Source organism: Nitrospira sp. Nam74 (assembly GCF_965152615.1).
Genome location: NZ_OZ224220.1, coordinates 2,009,408 through 2,026,398, shown reverse-complemented (window position 1 = coordinate 2,026,398; position 16,991 = coordinate 2,009,408). Strand labels below are relative to the sequence as shown.

The following is a 16,991-nucleotide window of genomic DNA, read 5'->3' as shown; positions in this document are numbered from 1 at the left end:
CCGGGCCATATGGCATGATTCGTGGTTCGCCCAGATGTCCTTGACACAAGCATAGGGCGCGGTGCCCCCCTGCATTCATAGAGCCTGTTCACGCAGTGGTGTGAGGCCAACCCCAATGGCGGAAACCACGCGGACCGGTAAGGATTACCCCATCGAAATACGTCCACTTCGTCAGCCCTCCTGAACTGGCCCGCTGCCATTCTGGCTTCCCACCGTCCACCAAATTGTTACAGGTCATGCTTATGGTAACACTATCGGGATAACTGACCCGACTGACCCGCTCAAGAGCATCATAGGTCGTGGTGGTCGTTCGATGGTGAACAGGCAGCGTTATATGTGGAAAACCACGAGATGTCGTGGTGGATCTCGTGGCCCCGAAGTTAGCCCCGCCGCATTGAAAGTGATCGTGCACATTCTGTGTGATTAATCAGGGCCTATCAGCACGCCTTAATTGGGAACGCTGTTTGCTTACCTCACCGTTGAACCGGGAGAGTCTCTGGCAAACCGTGTCTTCTTGCCGGCGCCTCACGCAGCTGCAACCTTGCGCATTTGAGAGGGGCATTTAATGAAATCTCATGAAGAGCCGAAGCATACGAAAGTGCTTGGCCTTGACACCGCACTCGGTTCGCGCCGGACGTTCTTCCAATGGGCAACCGCAACCGCGGCCGGCCTTATCGGATTCAGTTTCGCCATTCCGTTTATTGGATACCTGACATTTCCGGCACTGAAACGGCGTGAGAAACCCTGGGTCGCTGTCGGAAACGTCGACGACCTTCCGCTCGGGGAACCGACTCAGCTGGATTATATGACAACGCTTCACGATGGGTATCTGGAAACGAAAGCTCATAAGGCAATCTGGGCGATAAAGCAAGCCGATGGCCAAATCACCGTCTTCTCACCCCTCTGCACGCATCTTGGGTGCGGTTATCACTGGGATGGGGAGGAACGGAAGTTTCGGTGTCCCTGTCATGGCAGTGTCTACGATGTGTCAGGAAAGGTTCTCGCAGGACCAGCTCCTCGCCAGCTGGATGCACTGCCGACCAAGGTTGAGAATGGTCAGCTTCAGGTGATCGATAAGGAATTTAAAGTCGGTATCGCTGCTCAGGTGGAACGATGAGTGTCGAAGGCAATCTGTCAGATGAGTGACAGACACAGAGGCTTTCGAGCATTTTTGGGTAGCCGCAGTGTTCATCCTGAGGACGGGATCATATCTCTAGCCGACGTTATCGTGGTGCGGGCGAAAGATCCCATTAAATGGTCCCATTCCGCCATGTGTGCAGGGAGGAGATAATCTGTGGCGTCTAGACTTTACGAATGGGTCGACCGTCGGCTCAATCTCAAATCCGTCGAACGCACGCTGCTCGATGAACCAATCCCCGGCGGGGCGAGTTGGATTTATGTGTTCGGATCGGCCACGCTGTTCTTGTTCGGACTTCAGGCCATCACCGGCATGCTTCTCGCGGTGTATTATGTCCCCACGCCGGGTCATGCGTACGACAGCGTGCAGTTCATCGAGACCCAGGTGACCTTCGGGTGGTTTGTCCGAGGATTGCATCACTGGGGCGCGTCGGGCGTGGTCGTGGCCGTCGGTCTGCACATGCTCCAGGTCTTCCTATATGGCGCCTATAAGCCACCTCGGGAATTGATGTGGATGGTTGGCGTGGGGTTGCTCCTGCTGGTCATGGCATTTGCCTTTACTGGCTATCTGCTGCCGTGGGACCAGACAGCCTACTGGGCCACGCAGGTCGGAATCAACATGGTCGGCACGGTGCCCATCGTGGGGGACGTTCTCGTCAAGGTGATGCGAGGCGGAGACACGCTGGGCGCGCTCACCCTGTCCCGGTTTTTTGCCGTCCATGTCCTCTTCTTGCCCGCGGTGATTTTGGTCGGGGTCGGACTCCATCTGTTTATTCTCCGTCGGGTCGGGCCAGCTGGGCCTTGGGATGAGGCCAAAGCGGCCGCCCGCCGCGAGGCTTTTTATCCACGGCAGGTTTATATGGATGCCATGGTGATGCTAGCGGTGTTTGCTGTCCTCGTCGCCATGGCAGTCCTGGTACCCTTTCCACTCACCGACAAGGCCGATCCCTCCGATACCAGTTTCGTTCCGGTGCCCGAGTGGTACTTTCTCTTTTATTATGAGTTCCTGAAGCACGTCCACGGCCCGCTAGAACCACTAGCCACTTGGGTCCTGCCGGGGGTGTTCATCCTCATCTTATTCCTGTGGCCGTTTATCGATCGGAGGACATCACGCAGCCCAGCCTCGCGTCCCATCGCGATGGCCTCCGGAATCCTCTTCTTGCTCCTCGTATTCTCCCTGCTGAGCGTCTCGGTCAAAAACCTCTATGCCGTGAAACGGACCGATCCGCGTGTCGCCCATGGCAAGGCACTCTTCGCCCATTTTGGTTGCGCGGGCTGTCATCGGATTCACGGAGAAGGGGGCGCGATCGGACCTGATCTGTCGTATGAGGGAGATCATCGTCCTGACCGAGACTGGCATCTACGCCACTTCCGCGATCCGCCGTCCGTCTCCCCCGGGTCCATCATGCCGAAGTTCCCGCTCACCGAGCCGGAATTAAACGACCTAACTAGTTACGTGCTGAGCCTGAAACGATCAACTTAGTTCAGTTGAGTCCATGCCATAGCTGACTGGATGATCGCACAGTGTTGGAACAAAAGTTCTGTTCGGGGAGGCGAGTGCCAACGATGCAGAGTTGGTAACAATTCCCCCTGCACGTTCTCTTGCTCTGCAACGCCCTATTGAGCGTCGCACGCACTACTAACATCTTTAGGTACTCAGACACCACGAGACTGGTGGCGAGGTCGCGATTATAGACGTGTCATGCCAATGTTCGTCACGCCGGAGAAAGGCATGCACCATTACTGGTCGTGTTGCCTTCACAGGGACAGTTTATTAAAGGCGTTTAAGGCAGCGACCTTGTAACATTCGGCCAGCGTGGGATAGTTGAAGACGGTCCGTAAGAAATACTGCAGCCCGCCCCCCAATTCCAACACCGCCTGTCCGATATGGATGAGTTCCGTGGCACTCGTCCCGACGGCATGGACGCCCAGGAGCCGTTGGTCGTCTCGGTGGACGAGCAACTTGAGCAATCCAGTCTCATCGCCGAGGATCTGCCCTCGCGCAATTTCGCGATATCGGGCGATCCCAGTTTCATAGGGAATCTTCTTTTGCGTCAACTCCTGTTCCGAGGGCCCGATGGCCGAGAGTTCTGGAATGGCGTAGATGCCGATGGGGAGATGCTCGACCATCGGCCCGATCTCGACGCCAAAGGCATAGCACGCTGCCAGTCTTCCCTGGAGGAACGAGGTCGACGCTAAACTCGGATACCCGATCACGTCTCCCACCGCAAAGATGTGCGACACGTCTGTGCGAAATTGCTGATCCACCTTTATTCGTCCTCGTGGATCGGATGTGAGCCCGGCAGCCGCCAGATTGAGCCGAGCCGTCGCTCCCATCCGGCCAACTGAAAACAGGACCTGATCAGCCATGAGTCGCTTTCCGGACTCCAAGTGCACGACCGCCTGTTGGGGTGCGCCCGCCATCACATCCACCCTCTCCACCGCCTCCCCTAAACGGAATCGCACATGGCGGTTTCTCATTTGATGCATGAGTTCATCTACGATTTCATAATCCAGAAACTCCAGCAATCGCTCTCTCTTATCGACCAGCGTCACATCAACCTCAAGTGCGCCAAGCATCGACGCATATTCGATACCGATGATCCCGCCTCCAACCACCACCATCTTCTTGGGCAATCGCGTGAGCTGGACGATATCGTCGCTGTTGATGATAATGTCTCCGTCCACCGGCACACCGCGAGACGGCGCCGGAACCGTCCCAACGGCGATCACGATATGCTCGGCCGTGACCGTCCGCTGGCTCTCCTCAGACGCGACGATGATAGTGTGGGGATCCTTAAAAGAAGCCTCGCCAACAATGCAGTGAATCTCATTGCGCCAGAGCTGACTGTCCACGACCTGCCCTTCGCGTTGGACGACCGTGTCCACGCGCTGCAGGAGCTCAGCCGCCGTCGGGTGATTCGTCATGCGATGCGGGAGCCGGGCGCCACCATACCTACCGTTCACTTGCGCAACGGAGAGGACGGCTTCGCGAAACGTCTTACTGGGGATCGTGCCCGTCTCAAGACACACGCCACCCATACTGGGACGCTTTTCAATGATGGCCACCCGTTTCCCCAGTTTGGCAGCCTGAACGGCAGCCCGCTGGCCTGCTGGCCCGCTCCCGATACAGATGAGTTCAAAGTCAAAACGGCCACTCATGAAGAAATGCCTAACATTTGTCGCTCACTTAATAATCAATGGTGGCTACATGGCTGGGCCAATACCCCTGAGAGCATCAAGCGGGCCGGCCGTGTCGGTCTGTGCGTTGCCTAAGTCATTGTCTTCACTGCGCTGGCAGCGCCGCAGTGTCATGATGCAATAAGCTCTGCAAGACGTTGCAGTCCCGTGATCGTGTCTTTGCCAAGATGGATATGTACAAGGCGACGGTGACGGGTGGCGAGACTCCTAAAGTCCTCCATAGCTTGGGCTGTGGTGAGCATCCCAAAGGTATACGCTTTGCCGGGAATCTCCAGGTCCACCTCGTCATCAGCGGTCACATGGAAAAAGACTCCGGTCCCTGGGTCGCCCTTATGTAACTGCCCCGTTGAATGCAAGAATCGGGGGCCATAGCCCAGCGTGGTCGCGACTCGGTATTTCTTGCGAATAGTGAGTCGAATAGTCTGCAACAAGTGATGAATGATGTGAGTTCGCGGGAGATACACGTTTAATGCCACGTAATCGCCCGGCCCGATTCTCCCGAGATGGGCCATCAGGACATCGCGGATATTGCTTTGCATGAGATGTTGCGCATTGACAGGATCAAGATAGACTTGCAGACCATGTTGGACGAGACAATGCCCTTCAGCCGGAAGCGCTTTCATCCGTTGATATATTTCCAATAGTGCTTTCGTGTTGTCATTGCTTTCCTGGACATTGGGTTCGTCAAAGGGGTCCACCTGTAAGAGCGCCCCTGCAACAGCGGTTGCCACTTCCCATCGAAAGAATTCTTCTCCGATATTGATCAAGTGCGGGACATCGATCTCAATACAGGGATGGCCGGCCTTAATGAACGGTGTCAGATCCAGATGACCGCCGTCAGGAGGATGATTGAGAGAGACAAAGATACGATCGGGGTAATAGGTATCAGGTGTGCCCAGCAATTCGTGAGCAATTGGAATCAAGCCCTTCCCGTCCTTCCCCGTGCACTCAGCCAGCAAGTGTTCCAACCACGCCCCGAACGTCTGCAGAGATGGCGAGGTGATGAGTGTGACTTTGTCGCGCCCATACTTCGCGAGCGTCGCCAATGTCACGCCTAATGTGATGCCAGGATTATCTTCGGGTGGGACACAGGAATCGCAGCTATGGCGCATCCGCTCCGCTCGAGACAACAGATCGGTGACGTTGAGTCCCATGAGAGCGCCGGGTACGAGGCCGAAGTTCGAGAGGGCTGCGTAGCGGCCGCCAATCTCCGGCACGCCCGGAAAGATGTGGCGAAATAAGTGCGTGCGTGCCAGAGACTCCAGCTGTGAATCCGGGTCCGTGATGGCGATGAACTGCTGGCCTGCACGCTCCGGGTTTCTTTGGCGGACCTGCGCGTAGAAATATTGGAATAAGACGAGCAGCTCGAGCGTAACTCCTGATTTACTGGACACAATGAACAGGGTGTGGTCAAGGTCGATGGCATCTTCGATGCTGCGAATCTGCGCAGGAATCGTGCTGTTGAGGATGAGCAGCTCGGGATAGCCGGGCACCGGGCCAAACATCTGACGGAAGACATCAGGACATATACTGTTAGCGCCCATACCGAGCAGGACGCAATGTCTGAAATGATCGGCTTGGATGGTTTTGACCCAATCGGTGAGTTGGGCGATCGAGTGGACCTGGCGCTCAATAATATGGAGCCAAGCCAGTGCATCACGAATAAGGACTTGGTGTTGAGGATCCTGACTCCAGAGCGTCGAATCTCTGGCCCAGAATCGCGTGAGAAACCCGTCCTGGCGCAAGCGGTCAAGTGTGGCATGGATCTCCTCGCGATAGCCATTGAGCGCGACTCGCGGCGTATCGAGCTTAGGACCAAGGAGTGCTACCCGTTTCTCGTTGATCACTTCCATGAGTGCGTCAAACGCGTCACGGAAGAGTCGTGTGCCGTCCGAAAGCAGATACTCGGTGACGTTGGACAAATGAATTCCAAACCGTGGTAACTGGGCCAACGCCTCGTTCGCTTCAGTCAAACCCGTCATCAAGCTGGCATGAGGCTTCCCGTGATGACGATAAGCGGTAAAGGTGGCGGCTGGCATCGCTGTGACTGTGTCGGGACCGATCAGCTCATCAACATAGTACGTGTCTGGGTATCGTGGATTTTTGGTTCCCGTGCTGGCCCAGAGGAGTCGTTGGACCTGGGCGCCCTCGCCTTGTAATCTGAGAAAACGAGGATGTGCACACAATTGTTGAAACTTGATATAGGCGATTTTTGCATTGGCAAGAGCCACCTTGCCCATGAGCGCGCGAGCGCAATCCTGGAGAAGGGGGTCCGTGGACGTCTGGATGATCGTTTCAAGCCGCTGATCGACAACCGTGTCTATCCGGCTCAGGAAGAAGCTGGCGACGGAAGCGACCGTCGCTAGCTTCCCACCATTCGCTCGAAAAGCCTCCAGGCCGCGGATATACGCCCAGGCCACCCGTTCATAGACCTCGACACTAAACAGGAGCGTGACGTTCACGCAGATGCCCTGGCTGACTAAAAACTCCATGGCCAGAATGCCCTGCGGCGTCGCCGGAACTTTGATCATGACGTTCTCACGGTTGATGGCAAGATGGAGACGCATGGCTTCCTCAATCGTTCCCTGCGTGTTGTCAGCTAAATGTGGATCGACTTCAAAGCTGACATACCCATCCCGACCCTGCGAGGTCTTATACATCGGAGAAAGGAGGTCAGCCGCATCTTGCACATCGCGAATAGCCAGTGCTTCATAAATTTCTTTGGCATGACCCATGTGGTTGGTAAGCTGTTTGAGGTAGGAATCATAGTCGGAGCTGCCGGCGATCGCTTTTTCAAAAATGGAGGGATTCGAGGTAACTCCACATAGCCCATCTACCTCAATCAGCCTTTGCAGCTCACCAGAAGTGATCAACCCTCGCCGGATGTAGTCATACCAAGGACTCTGTCCGTACGTTTGAAGTTGCATGAGGGGGCTGGTGATCGGGGCAACGGCTGGTTTCATACAATACCTCTTAAGCGGTGAAGGCCGTGTCGACGATCTTGCCATCGTCTAGATCGTTTTGGACGACCCGGCCTCTGACCGACTCAGCGACGTGGTGAAGGACACTATTCAAGACCGGCGATGTGTCAAGGTCATGCCATTGGCCCTGCTGTCAGGTAGCGCTTGCCCAGCAAGATCGGCGCCCGACTTGCAGTGCGCTAAGTTCTTGATGCAATAGGGGTGCATAGGATGCCTACAAAGGCTCTCACGATATGTCACGGCATGCGTGGGATCGTCATGATCTCCCATGGCCTGATTCGTTCCACAGCTTTGAGTGTTTCTATACCGACGAAGACGGATGGGATACCAGCCGAAGGCTGCTGCCCGACAGCGCCGCGCTCAGGGTCGCGTGGAAGATGACGCGTGGCGCGTCCGCAAGGATGGCTCTCCTTTTTGGTCGGATGTTGCCATCAGTGCCGTGTACAGTTTCTCAAACCACTCCTTGGCTGTTCAGACTCACACGAAGCCTCGGCAGAACCGAGGAGGCCCTGCACAAGGTCCAACAGGATCTCGCGATGGGCGTTGCCGATTACACGTTAGAACTGCGCAATGCGAACGAGGCGCTGCTTAAAGAGAACGGTGGGCTTGAGGGATTTTCATACGTCGTGGTCGGCCAGGAGATAAAGAATGATCTCCTTAGAGAAAGATATTCAAGGTCTTCAATGGCAGCCCCAACAGTATCAAGGAACTCAGATCGGCCGCTAGGCCTGCGGTCAGACTTTCATACCGCCTCTCGCCAGCATATCGATGCATTTCGCCACCAGGCTGGTCCATCCCGTTTGATGACTAGCGCCGATGCCCGCCCCGTTATCACCATGGAAGTATTCGTAAAACAGGAGTAGGTCTCGCCAATGCGGATCCGACTGAAACTTCTCCGTGCCGCCGAATACTGGCCGGCGGCCGTCCGGCCCCGGCAGAAAGATCCGCGTGAGCCGTCGCGAGAGTTCGTTCGCGACCTCTCCCAAATGGATCAGGCGATTGGAACCGACGGGGCATTCCACCTGATAGTCGTCGCCCAAGAAATAATGGAACTTCTGGAGCGATTCGATGATCAAGTAGTTCGCGGGGAACCAGACGGGCCCTCGCCAATTCGAATTGCCTCCAAACATACCGGTGCTCGATTCGGCCGGCTCGTAGTCCACGCGATATTCCACTCCCATGGCCTGTAACGTGTACGGATGGTCGCGGTGGAATTGCGAGAGCGCCCGGATGCCGTACGGGGACAGAAATTCTTGTTCATCAAGCATGTACCGCAGCACTTTGCGAAGGCGCTGGCAACTCACTAAGGACAGAAACCGACGCACTCCATGATCACCCGTCTGCGTTTCCACGTGCACACCGAAATCCGGCCGGTTTTCGATGAACCACTCCATGCGATGCTTGAAGCCTGGCAGGCTGTCGACCAACTCGGGATCCAAGGTTTCGACGGCAAAGAGCGGGATGAGCCCGACCATCGATCGGACTTTCATCGGCTGGTTACGGCCGTCGGGCAAATGTAGCACATCGTAAAAAAATCCGTCCTCCCGGTTCCACAGCTCCAGCTTGTCTTCTCCGATTTGATTCATCGCGTGGCAGATATAGACGAAATGCTCGAAGAACTTACTCGCCATGTCTTCATAGGCGTTATTGTCGCGGGCCAATTCCATGGCGATTGTCAGCATGTTGAGGCAATACATGCCCATCCAACTCGTCCCGTCCGACTGCTCGATATGGCCTCCGGTCGGCAGGGGCCTGCTGCGGTCGAATACACCAATATTGTCCAGACCTAGAAACCCGCCCTGGAAGATATTTCTTCCTTCGGCATCTTTGCGATTGACCCACCAGGTGAAATTCAGCAGCAACTTTTGAAAGACACGTTCGAGAAAGCGGCGATCACCCACCCCTCGACGCTTCTTCTCGATCTTGTACACGCGCCACGCCGCCCAGGCGTGCACCGGCGGATTGACGTCCCCCAAGGCCCATTCATAGGCCGGCAATTGGCCGTTGGGATGCATGTACCATTCGCGGAGCAGCAGGATGAGTTGCTCTTTGGCAAGAGTCGAGTCGACCAGTGCCAGCGGCACACAATGAAACGCCAGATCCCACGCGGCGTACCATGGATATTCCCACTTATCGGGCATGGAGATGACATCCGCATTGTAGAGATGCGGCCAGTCAGCGTTCCGTCCGTGGACTCGGCTCTGCGGGAGTTCCCGGTCTTCCGGATCGCCTCGCAGCCACCGATTCACTTCATAATGATAAAACTGCTTGCTCCACAACAGACCGGCGAAGGCTTGCCTCTGCACGCGTCGCGCATCATCCGAGAGATCGTCCGCTTCTAACTCTCGATAGAATTCATCCGCCTCCCGACGACGCTGTGCGAACGTTCGCATGAACTCCGGCCCCAAGAGCGCAGCCTTCGCCTCTCGGTCCGTCAGCCGCATCCGAAGCGTGGCGGTCTTGCCGGGCCCAATCGTCAACACATACTGGGCGGCGGCTTTCGACCCGATATGATCGGGATTCACCGATTCTTTCTGTCCGCGCACGACGTACTCATTGATCCCGTCTTTCACATAGGCGGAACTGTTGTCGACGCCATAGAGCCTCCGGCAGTTCGTGTTATTCTCCGTAAAAAGGACTGTCGGCCGGCCTTCGCACAGGAGCCGGCGTCGGCCATAGTAGTCGTGATCAATCTCGATCACGCTGGCGCCATGACGCACGCCCTCCACCGGGTCGCCCTTCCGCAGCCGCGGGCGCCGCACATCGAGGCCCCAGGACCACGTGTTGCGGAACCAAATCGTCGGCAGTATCGTCAGCTCCGCGGGCTCCGGTCCACGATTCGCGATATCGATCCGGATCAACAGATCGTCGGTATCTGCTTTCGCGTATTCGACGAACACATCGAAATACCGGTCGTGGTCAAAGACACCTGTATCGAGCAGCTCGAACTCCGCCTCGTGCCGTCCGCGCCGCCGGTTTTCCTCGACCAACCGAGCATACGGAAATTCTGCCTGCGGATACTTATAGAGGTACTTCATGTACGAATGAGTGGGCGTGGAGTCGAGATAAAAGTAATACTCTTTCACATCCTCGCCATGATTACCTTCAGGGCCTGTCAACCCAAAGAGCCGCTCTTTCAGGATAGGGTCTCGGCCATTCCACAGGGCCAGCGCAAAGCAAATGAATTGATGGCGATCCGAGATGCCTGCGAGCCCATCTTCATTCCAGCGATAGGCTTTTGATCATGCATGGTCATGGGGAAGATATTCCCATGCCGTCCCGGACGGACTGTAATCTTCGCGCACGGTGCCCCACGCCCGTTCGCTCAGATAGGGCCCCCAACGCTTCCAGTGGGTCTTCCGACTCGCGCTCTCTTCTAACCGCTTCGCTTCAGCCGTGAGGCGGCCAGAGGGTTTCCTCATTACAGTCCTTCCGCACGAGGGATGGTGGGTTCGTTGTACGTGAACTCCTCCTGAGCCACTGTGTGCCGGCTTGGCCCGTCCGACTCAGGGGTCAGGAATCCGGCGACGGGCAGCACAGTCTCTCTTTGGATCATGTCCAGCAACGGCGTAGGATAGATGCCGAACCAGATGAGCAATGCCGTCAGCACGCCCAACACGAAGCCACTGGCGGGGACGACTGGTTGGGTGGATGCCTCGCGCTCGGAGGAGGCCGAGTAGAGCGCCACGAGGATGCGCAGATAGTAGAAAAGACCGATCGTGCTGGTTATGACTAGGATGATAATGAACGACCATTTCGTGGCCGAGGCTCCCGCCGCGAGCACGTAGAACTTGGCGAGAAACCCCATCGTTGCCGGAATGCCGGCGAGCGAGAGGAGCATCACGGTGAAAATGCCGGCAATGAGCGGACGGCGCCAGAACAACCCTCGGTACTCCTCAAGTGTGTCAGCATCGCGATTGGAGTCGGAGAGAACCGTCACAACGCCGAAGGCTCCGAGCGTGGTCACTGTGTAGGCCACGAGGTAGAAGGTCACCGCCTCAACGGCCATGAGTCCACCTGCCACAAACGCCACCAACATGTAGCCGAAATGCGCGATGGACGAGTAGGCGAGAATGCGCTTCACATTGGTTTGCAGCAGCGCCAGCAGATTGCCGGCGATCATCGAGGCCACCGCGATGATCACAAACACGACAAATAACGAAGGATACTGTTGCACGCCGGCGTGGTAAAACAAGCGTAACAGCACCGCAACGATCGCGGTCTTGGAGACGGTCGCAATGAATGCGGTGACCGGAGCTGGCGCGCCTTCGTAGACGTCAGGCGTCCATAAGTGGAACGGCACCACCGCAAGCTTAAAGCCAATCCCAGTGATGATTAGGACGACCCCTGGAAGCAGAAGTGCGAGGTTTGCCGTGTCGACCGCGGCGGCGGCGACTCGCGAGAACTCCATCGTGCCGAGATCGGCGTAAACGAGCGCCATGCCAAACAGGAGAAAGGCCGAGGACGCCGCGGCCAACACCAGATATTTGATCCCGGCTTCGAGCGACGGCTTGCGCTCTTTCAGATAGGCGATCATCCCGTAGAGCGAGACGCTCAGGATCTCCACTCCCAAGAAGAACGACGCGAAGTGGCTGCTGGCGACGAGCACCGCGCATCCCAGCGTGGCGAGCAACAGCAGCACGTACAGCTCTTCACGGTGGCCCTCCTGCTTCTCGAAATATGGGTATGACAGTACCGCGACGGCCACCGCAGACGCGATCATCACGCCCATGTAGAACAACGCATATCGATCCAGGATCAGCAGCGGTGTCACGTGCCGTGGCACGTATGGGGTGACCGCCCCGAGGGAAATGACAGCGGTTACCAGCCCTGCAACCGCCAGCCCCGCCGCCAGCGCGTGATGGCGGTTGAAGGCGATGGCGAGCATGACGAGAATCGACGTACCGGCGATCAGGATGAGTGGTAATAGGGCAAGGCAGTCCGCACGCGTCATGAAATCATCTCTTCTGCCAGACCACGGCCGGGAGATTGGCATCGCGTTGTAAATTGTGCATAGCTGGCGCGAAGGTGTTCAAAACAGGCTGGGGATACAATCCCAGCCACAGCAGAGCCACGATCATGGGCGCGAGGATGAGTGCTTCACGCGGCGAGAGGTCCGGAAGCTGCCAACGCTGGGTGTTCTCCCCATGGAAGACGCGCTGCACCATGCGAAGGGCGTAAAACGTCGACGCTAGAATACCGAGGGCTGCCACGACGGTGATCCCAACGCTGATTTGATACGAGCCCAGCAAGACCAGGAACTCGCCGACAAAATCACCCAGCCCTGGCAAGCCCAGGGAAGCCAGAGCGAAGAAGAGCGCCGCTCCGCTGAGGCGTGGGATTGTGATCCACAGCCCGCCCATCCGGCCCATGTCGCGAGTGTGGGTGCGTTCTTGGAGAGCTCCAACCAGGATGAACAGCGCTCCTGTGCTCAGGCCGTGACAGATCATCGTCATGACCGCGCCTTGCAGGCCGAGCGGGTTCCAGGAAAAAATTCCGAGTAGGACAAAGCCGAGGTGACTCACGCTGGTATACGCCACCAGGCGTTTGAGATCGGTTTGCGCAAAGGCCATCACCGCGCCATAGACGATCCCCAGCACGGCGAGCACGAGCGCGACGGGCGTGAACCCCTGGGCTGCGTTCGGAAAGAGCGGCACGACAAAACGCAGCAGCCCGTAGGCACCGGTCTTCAGCAGCAGGCCGGCCAGGATGACGCTTCCGGCCGTCGGCGCTTCCGAGTGCGCGTCCGGTAGCCACGCATGCAGCGGGAACACCGGCAGTTTCACGGCGAATGCGATGATAAATCCGAGCATGATCCAACGCTCGGCCTCGGGCATCAAGTGCGTGCTGAGCAGATCTCCGTATTGAAAGGTGTACACGCCGGTCGCCTGATGATGCATGACATACAGCGCCAGGATGGCAATCAGCATCAGCAACCCGCTGAGCTGCGTGAACAGCAAAAACTTGATGGCAGCGTAAATCCTGCGCTCGTGGCCCCAGATCGCGATCAGGAAATACATCGGGATCAGCATCAGCTCCCACGTGAAATAAAACAGGAACAGGTCGAGCGCAAGGAACACGCCTACGATTCCCGCCATCATCCACATGAGATTGAAGTGAAAAAAGCCGCTCTTTTCGCGGATCTCCGTCCATGAGCACAGCACAGACATGATGCCCAGGAGAAACGTGAGTACGAGCATGAGCAGGCTGAGGCCATCGACGCCGAGGTGGAAGTGAATGCCAAAGCGCGGCACCCAGTTCCAGTCTACCTCAGCGAGCCAGACGGTCGTTGCACCGGCAGCGCCGGGGCTCGTGCCGCGAATCCAAATGGCCAGTACAAGAATGAAGTCCAGCGCCACAGCGGCAAGCGCAATCCAGCGCGGTGCTTGCGTGCTCCAGCGCGCGGTGAGCCACGCCAGGATGCCGGCGACGAGCGGAATGACGATGAGCCAGACGAGAATCATGAGAACACCACCATCGCCAGAAACAGCACCGAACCGACGGCAATACCGGCAGCGTACCAGCGCATCAGTCCCGTCTGTGTGTGCTGGACAGCGCGGTACAAGGCTTCGGTCAGGCTCGCGAGACCGGTATAGAACGCGTCAATGAAATCGTTCTTATTGATCTGGGCCGCCCACAGGAAGGGCTGGACACCTACCTTGTCGTAGAGCCAGTCAAACCCCCAGCCCGCATACCACCATGCGTGGAGGATACGGCCGACTCGGGTCGCGACGATCCGCTCCGCCAGGCTCCGCTTCTGCAGATGAAACAGAGCCGCACCGTAGACGCCGCTCACGAACGCCAGCGCGGCAACGACCTCCGAGAGCGTCTCCGTCATACCAGCGGAGGCCGCGTCGATCCTGGTCGGCAACGTCGAGTGGAGAAACTCGAGCAAAGGTTCCTTCACAGCTCCTCCCACGATGGCAAAGAACGCCAAAATCAGGAGCGGCACCGTCATCGCGTATCCCGGGCGCTTGCTGACAGGCGTCTGGATGGGACCAAAGAAGACGCGGAAGATCAGGCGGAACGTGTACAACGAGGTCAGTAGCGCTCCTACCAAGCCGACGATCCAGAAGGCCGCGTGCCCCTGTTCTGCCGACCACGCTCCCCAGATGATGAGATCTTTACTGTAGAATCCGGCCGTGATGAAGGGCAGTCCGGCGAGTGAGCACCCGGCGATAAGAAATGTCCAGAACGGGACCGGCAGGTCCTTGCGCAGGCCACCCATGCGGAAGATGCTGTGCTCGTGGTGGAGCGCTTCAATGATCACGCCGGCTCCGAGGAATAACAGGGCCTTGAAGAATGCATGGGTCACGAAATGAAAAATAGCCGCAGACCACGCGCCGACCCCCAGCGCGAGGAACATGTATCCGATCTGGCTCACCGTGGAGTACGCGAGGACACGCTTGATGTCGTGCTGCGTGAGGGCGCTGCATCCGGCCAGCAACAGCGTGGCGGCCCCGACGACGGCCACGGCAAATTGCGCGACCGGTGCGAGCGCAAACAGCACGTGGGTGCGCGCAATCAGATAGACACCGGCCGTGACCATCGTGGCTGCATGTATGAGAGCGCTGGTCGGCGTCGGGCCAGCCATGGCATCCGGCAACCAGACCTGAAGCGGAAACTGAGCCGACTTTCCCACGGCGCCGCCCAGGAGCAGCAGCGCCGCCGCTACGGCAAGCGTGGACCCCACCGCCCAGTGTTCCGACGCTCGGGACATCAGGTCTTGAATCTGCACAGTGCCTAAACTCGTGAACAGCAGGAACACGCCTAGCAACATCGCCGTATCGCCGACGCGCGTGACGATGAACGCCTTGCGAGCCGCCGACCCGTTTGCCGGATCGCGATACCAGAATCCGATCAAGAGATAGCTGCAGAGGCCCACGCCCTCCCAGCCCAGAATCAGCAGGAGAAGGTTGTCCGCGAGCAGCAGCGTGAGCATCGAGGCGACGAACAGGTTCATGTAGGCAAAGAACCGGCTGTAGCCTGCATCATGCCTCATGAACTCAGCCGAGTAGAGATGAATCCAAAAGCCGACGAAGGTGACCACAAGGATCATCACCAGCGAAAGCGCGTCCAGATAGAATCCGATTGTCGGCTGGAACCCTGCGACGCTGATCCATGTCCAGAGGAACTCGGTATACGCATTCTCAGCAGGGGGGGCGCTCACATAGCCGGCCGCTACCAGAATGGTGATCACAGCCGAGGCGCCAATCGAGCCCACGCCCAAAGCCGTCACGACCCTGTGCGTGAAGTGCGAACCCAGCACCGCAAGCACGAGCGCGCTCGCTATGGGTATCGCCACGATTAACCACAACAACCCCGTCACGCTACCCCCTCATCTCGCTGAGCGCATCCGCGTCCAGAGATTTGAACCGATGGTACAGTTGCAGCACCAAGGCCAATCCAACCGCGACTTCCGCCGCGGCCATGGCGAGGATAAAAAGAAAGACAATCTGTCCATCAGCCTGCTGCCATCGCGACCCGGCGACTACGAAAGCCAGGCCTGCTGCGTTGAGCATCACCTCGAGCGACATGAGCACGACAATCAGATTACGGCGTACGAGTAGGCCGATCAGTCCCAGCGAGAACAAGATCCCGGCTAGGAGTAGCCCATCTCTCAGAGGTATCTCGAGCATTTCGAATCTCCGCCCTTTGCGTTGTTCGACATCCGAGGTGGTAGGCGCCCACCAGGCCCGCGAGCAATAGTATGGAAGCAAGCTCCACGCCGATCACATACGGTCCAAATAAAACAATACCGACTTGTTTGGGGTCGACCATCCCCGCTCCCATGTGGTCGCCGCCCCCTCGTGCAAGCAGGTAGGCGACTTCACCACACAGAAGGCCGGCCAGAACCATGGGACCAATCCAGATACCTGGCGTCAGCCATGCTTTCTCCATTGAAATGGCGTGCTCGCCCAGGTTGAGCATCATGACCACGAACACGAACAACACCATGATGGCCCCCGCATAAATAATGACCTCAAGCGCGGCGACGAATGGAGCCCCGATCATGTAAAACACCACCGCGACTGCCAGCAGCGAGACAATCAAGTACAGCAACGCATGGACCACATTCAGCCTCGTCAGCATCAGAGCAGTGGAGATGATGGCCACCGCCGCTGCGATATAGAACGCGACTTCCATAAACACCTCACGGTAGCAGGCTGTGAAGGTCAACCGGCGCCGCCTCGTGTGCGGCCTGCCCCTTGTCCTTCCCGCCGATCTGCACTCCGGCTATGCGCCAGAAGTTATAGTCGGGATATTTGCCGGGTCCATTGATGAGCAGGTCTTTCTTTTCATACACCAGGTTGTGGCGATGGAATTCGCCCATCTCGACATCGGGCGTCAGTTGAATCGCGTACGTCGGGCAAGCTTCCTCACAATACCCGCAGAAAATGCACCGCGAGAAGTTGATGCGGAAGAACTCCGGGTATCGCCGTCCCTTCTCATCTTCCGTGGCCTGGAGTGCGATACAGCCCACCGGGCAGGCGACGGCGCATAGATTACACGCGACGCAGCGCTCCCCCCCGTCAGGATCGCGCGAGAGGATGATTCGGCCCCGATAGCGCGGGGCCAGGTACGGTTTTTCATCCGGATACTGCACCGTCACCCTCTTCTGAAAGGTGTGCAGGAACACGCCCCAGATTGTTCGAAGTATGCTAAGCATGC

General features: G+C 57.6%; 9 protein-coding genes and 2 pseudogenes. 2 read left to right on the top strand and 9 right to left on the bottom strand.

Annotated features, from left to right (window positions below; translation table 11 throughout):
• Window positions 1–565: 565 nt before the first annotated feature.
• Together ACWHYZ_RS09665 and ACWHYZ_RS09660 are read left to right on the top strand one after the other, a co-directional pair.
• The gene (locus ACWHYZ_RS09665) at window positions 566–1,117 is read left to right on the top strand and encodes a QcrA and Rieske domain-containing protein (protein ID WP_447987054.1); all 552 of its coding nucleotides are present in this window, start codon (window positions 566–568) and stop codon (window positions 1,115–1,117) included.
• A 177-nt stretch (window positions 1,118–1,294) separates the two neighbouring features.
• Window positions 1,295–2,620 carry a cytochrome b N-terminal domain-containing protein gene (locus ACWHYZ_RS09660; RefSeq protein ID WP_447987053.1) on the top strand — a complete coding sequence of 442 codons (1,326 nt, stop codon included), beginning with the start codon at window positions 1,295–1,297 and terminating at the stop codon, window positions 2,618–2,620.
• Between the two features lie 275 nt (window positions 2,621–2,895).
• Here the strand turns inward: ACWHYZ_RS09660 and sthA are convergent, their stop codons facing one another.
• The 9 genes and pseudogenes from sthA to nuoI all read right to left on the bottom strand — a co-directional run bounded on the left by sthA (window position 2,896) and on the right by nuoI (window position 16,989).
• Complete coding sequence (gene sthA, locus ACWHYZ_RS09655) at window positions 2,896–4,299, bottom strand: Si-specific NAD(P)(+) transhydrogenase (RefSeq protein WP_447987052.1); 1,404 nt, start codon at window positions 4,297–4,299, stop codon at window positions 2,896–2,898.
• Window positions 4,300–4,448: 149 nt separating this feature from the next.
• Window positions 4,449–7,301, bottom strand: coding sequence for a bifunctional transaldolase/phosoglucose isomerase (locus ACWHYZ_RS09650; RefSeq protein ID WP_447987051.1), 2,853 nt, complete (start codon window positions 7,299–7,301; stop codon window positions 4,449–4,451).
• 752 nt (window positions 7,302–8,053) lie between these two features.
• Window positions 8,054–10,741: pseudogene (locus ACWHYZ_RS09645) on the bottom strand (MGH1-like glycoside hydrolase domain-containing protein).
• A 125-nt stretch (window positions 10,742–10,866) separates the two neighbouring features.
• Window positions 10,867–12,273: pseudogene (locus ACWHYZ_RS09640) on the bottom strand (NADH-quinone oxidoreductase subunit N); the annotation flags it as partial.
• A 4-nt stretch (window positions 12,274–12,277) separates the two neighbouring features.
• Window positions 12,278–13,783 (bottom strand): NADH-quinone oxidoreductase subunit M, encoded by a 1,506-nt coding sequence (gene nuoM / locus ACWHYZ_RS09635; RefSeq protein WP_447987050.1) that lies wholly within the window; start codon window positions 13,781–13,783, stop codon window positions 12,278–12,280.
• A complete protein-coding gene (nuoL, locus tag ACWHYZ_RS09630; protein ID WP_447987049.1) occupies window positions 13,780–15,648 on the bottom strand; it encodes an NADH-quinone oxidoreductase subunit L in 1,869 nt (622 codons plus the stop codon). Before nuoL ends, nuoM begins: the two co-directional genes overlap by 4 nt.
• A 1-nt stretch (window position 15,649) precedes the next feature.
• Window positions 15,650–15,958: an NADH-quinone oxidoreductase subunit NuoK gene (gene nuoK / locus ACWHYZ_RS09625; protein WP_447987048.1), complete on the bottom strand. Its 309-nt coding sequence runs from the start codon at window positions 15,956–15,958 to the stop codon at window positions 15,650–15,652.
• Complete coding sequence (gene nuoJ, locus ACWHYZ_RS09620; protein WP_447987047.1) at window positions 15,873–16,466, bottom strand: NADH-quinone oxidoreductase subunit J; 594 nt, start codon at window positions 16,464–16,466, stop codon at window positions 15,873–15,875. Before nuoJ ends, nuoK begins: the two co-directional genes overlap by 86 nt.
• Window positions 16,467–16,473: 7 nt before the next feature.
• Entirely contained in the window at window positions 16,474–16,989 is a 516-nt protein-coding gene (nuoI, locus tag ACWHYZ_RS09615; protein WP_447987046.1) for an NADH-quinone oxidoreductase subunit NuoI, read from the bottom strand.
• Window positions 16,990–16,991 lie beyond the last annotated feature (2 nt).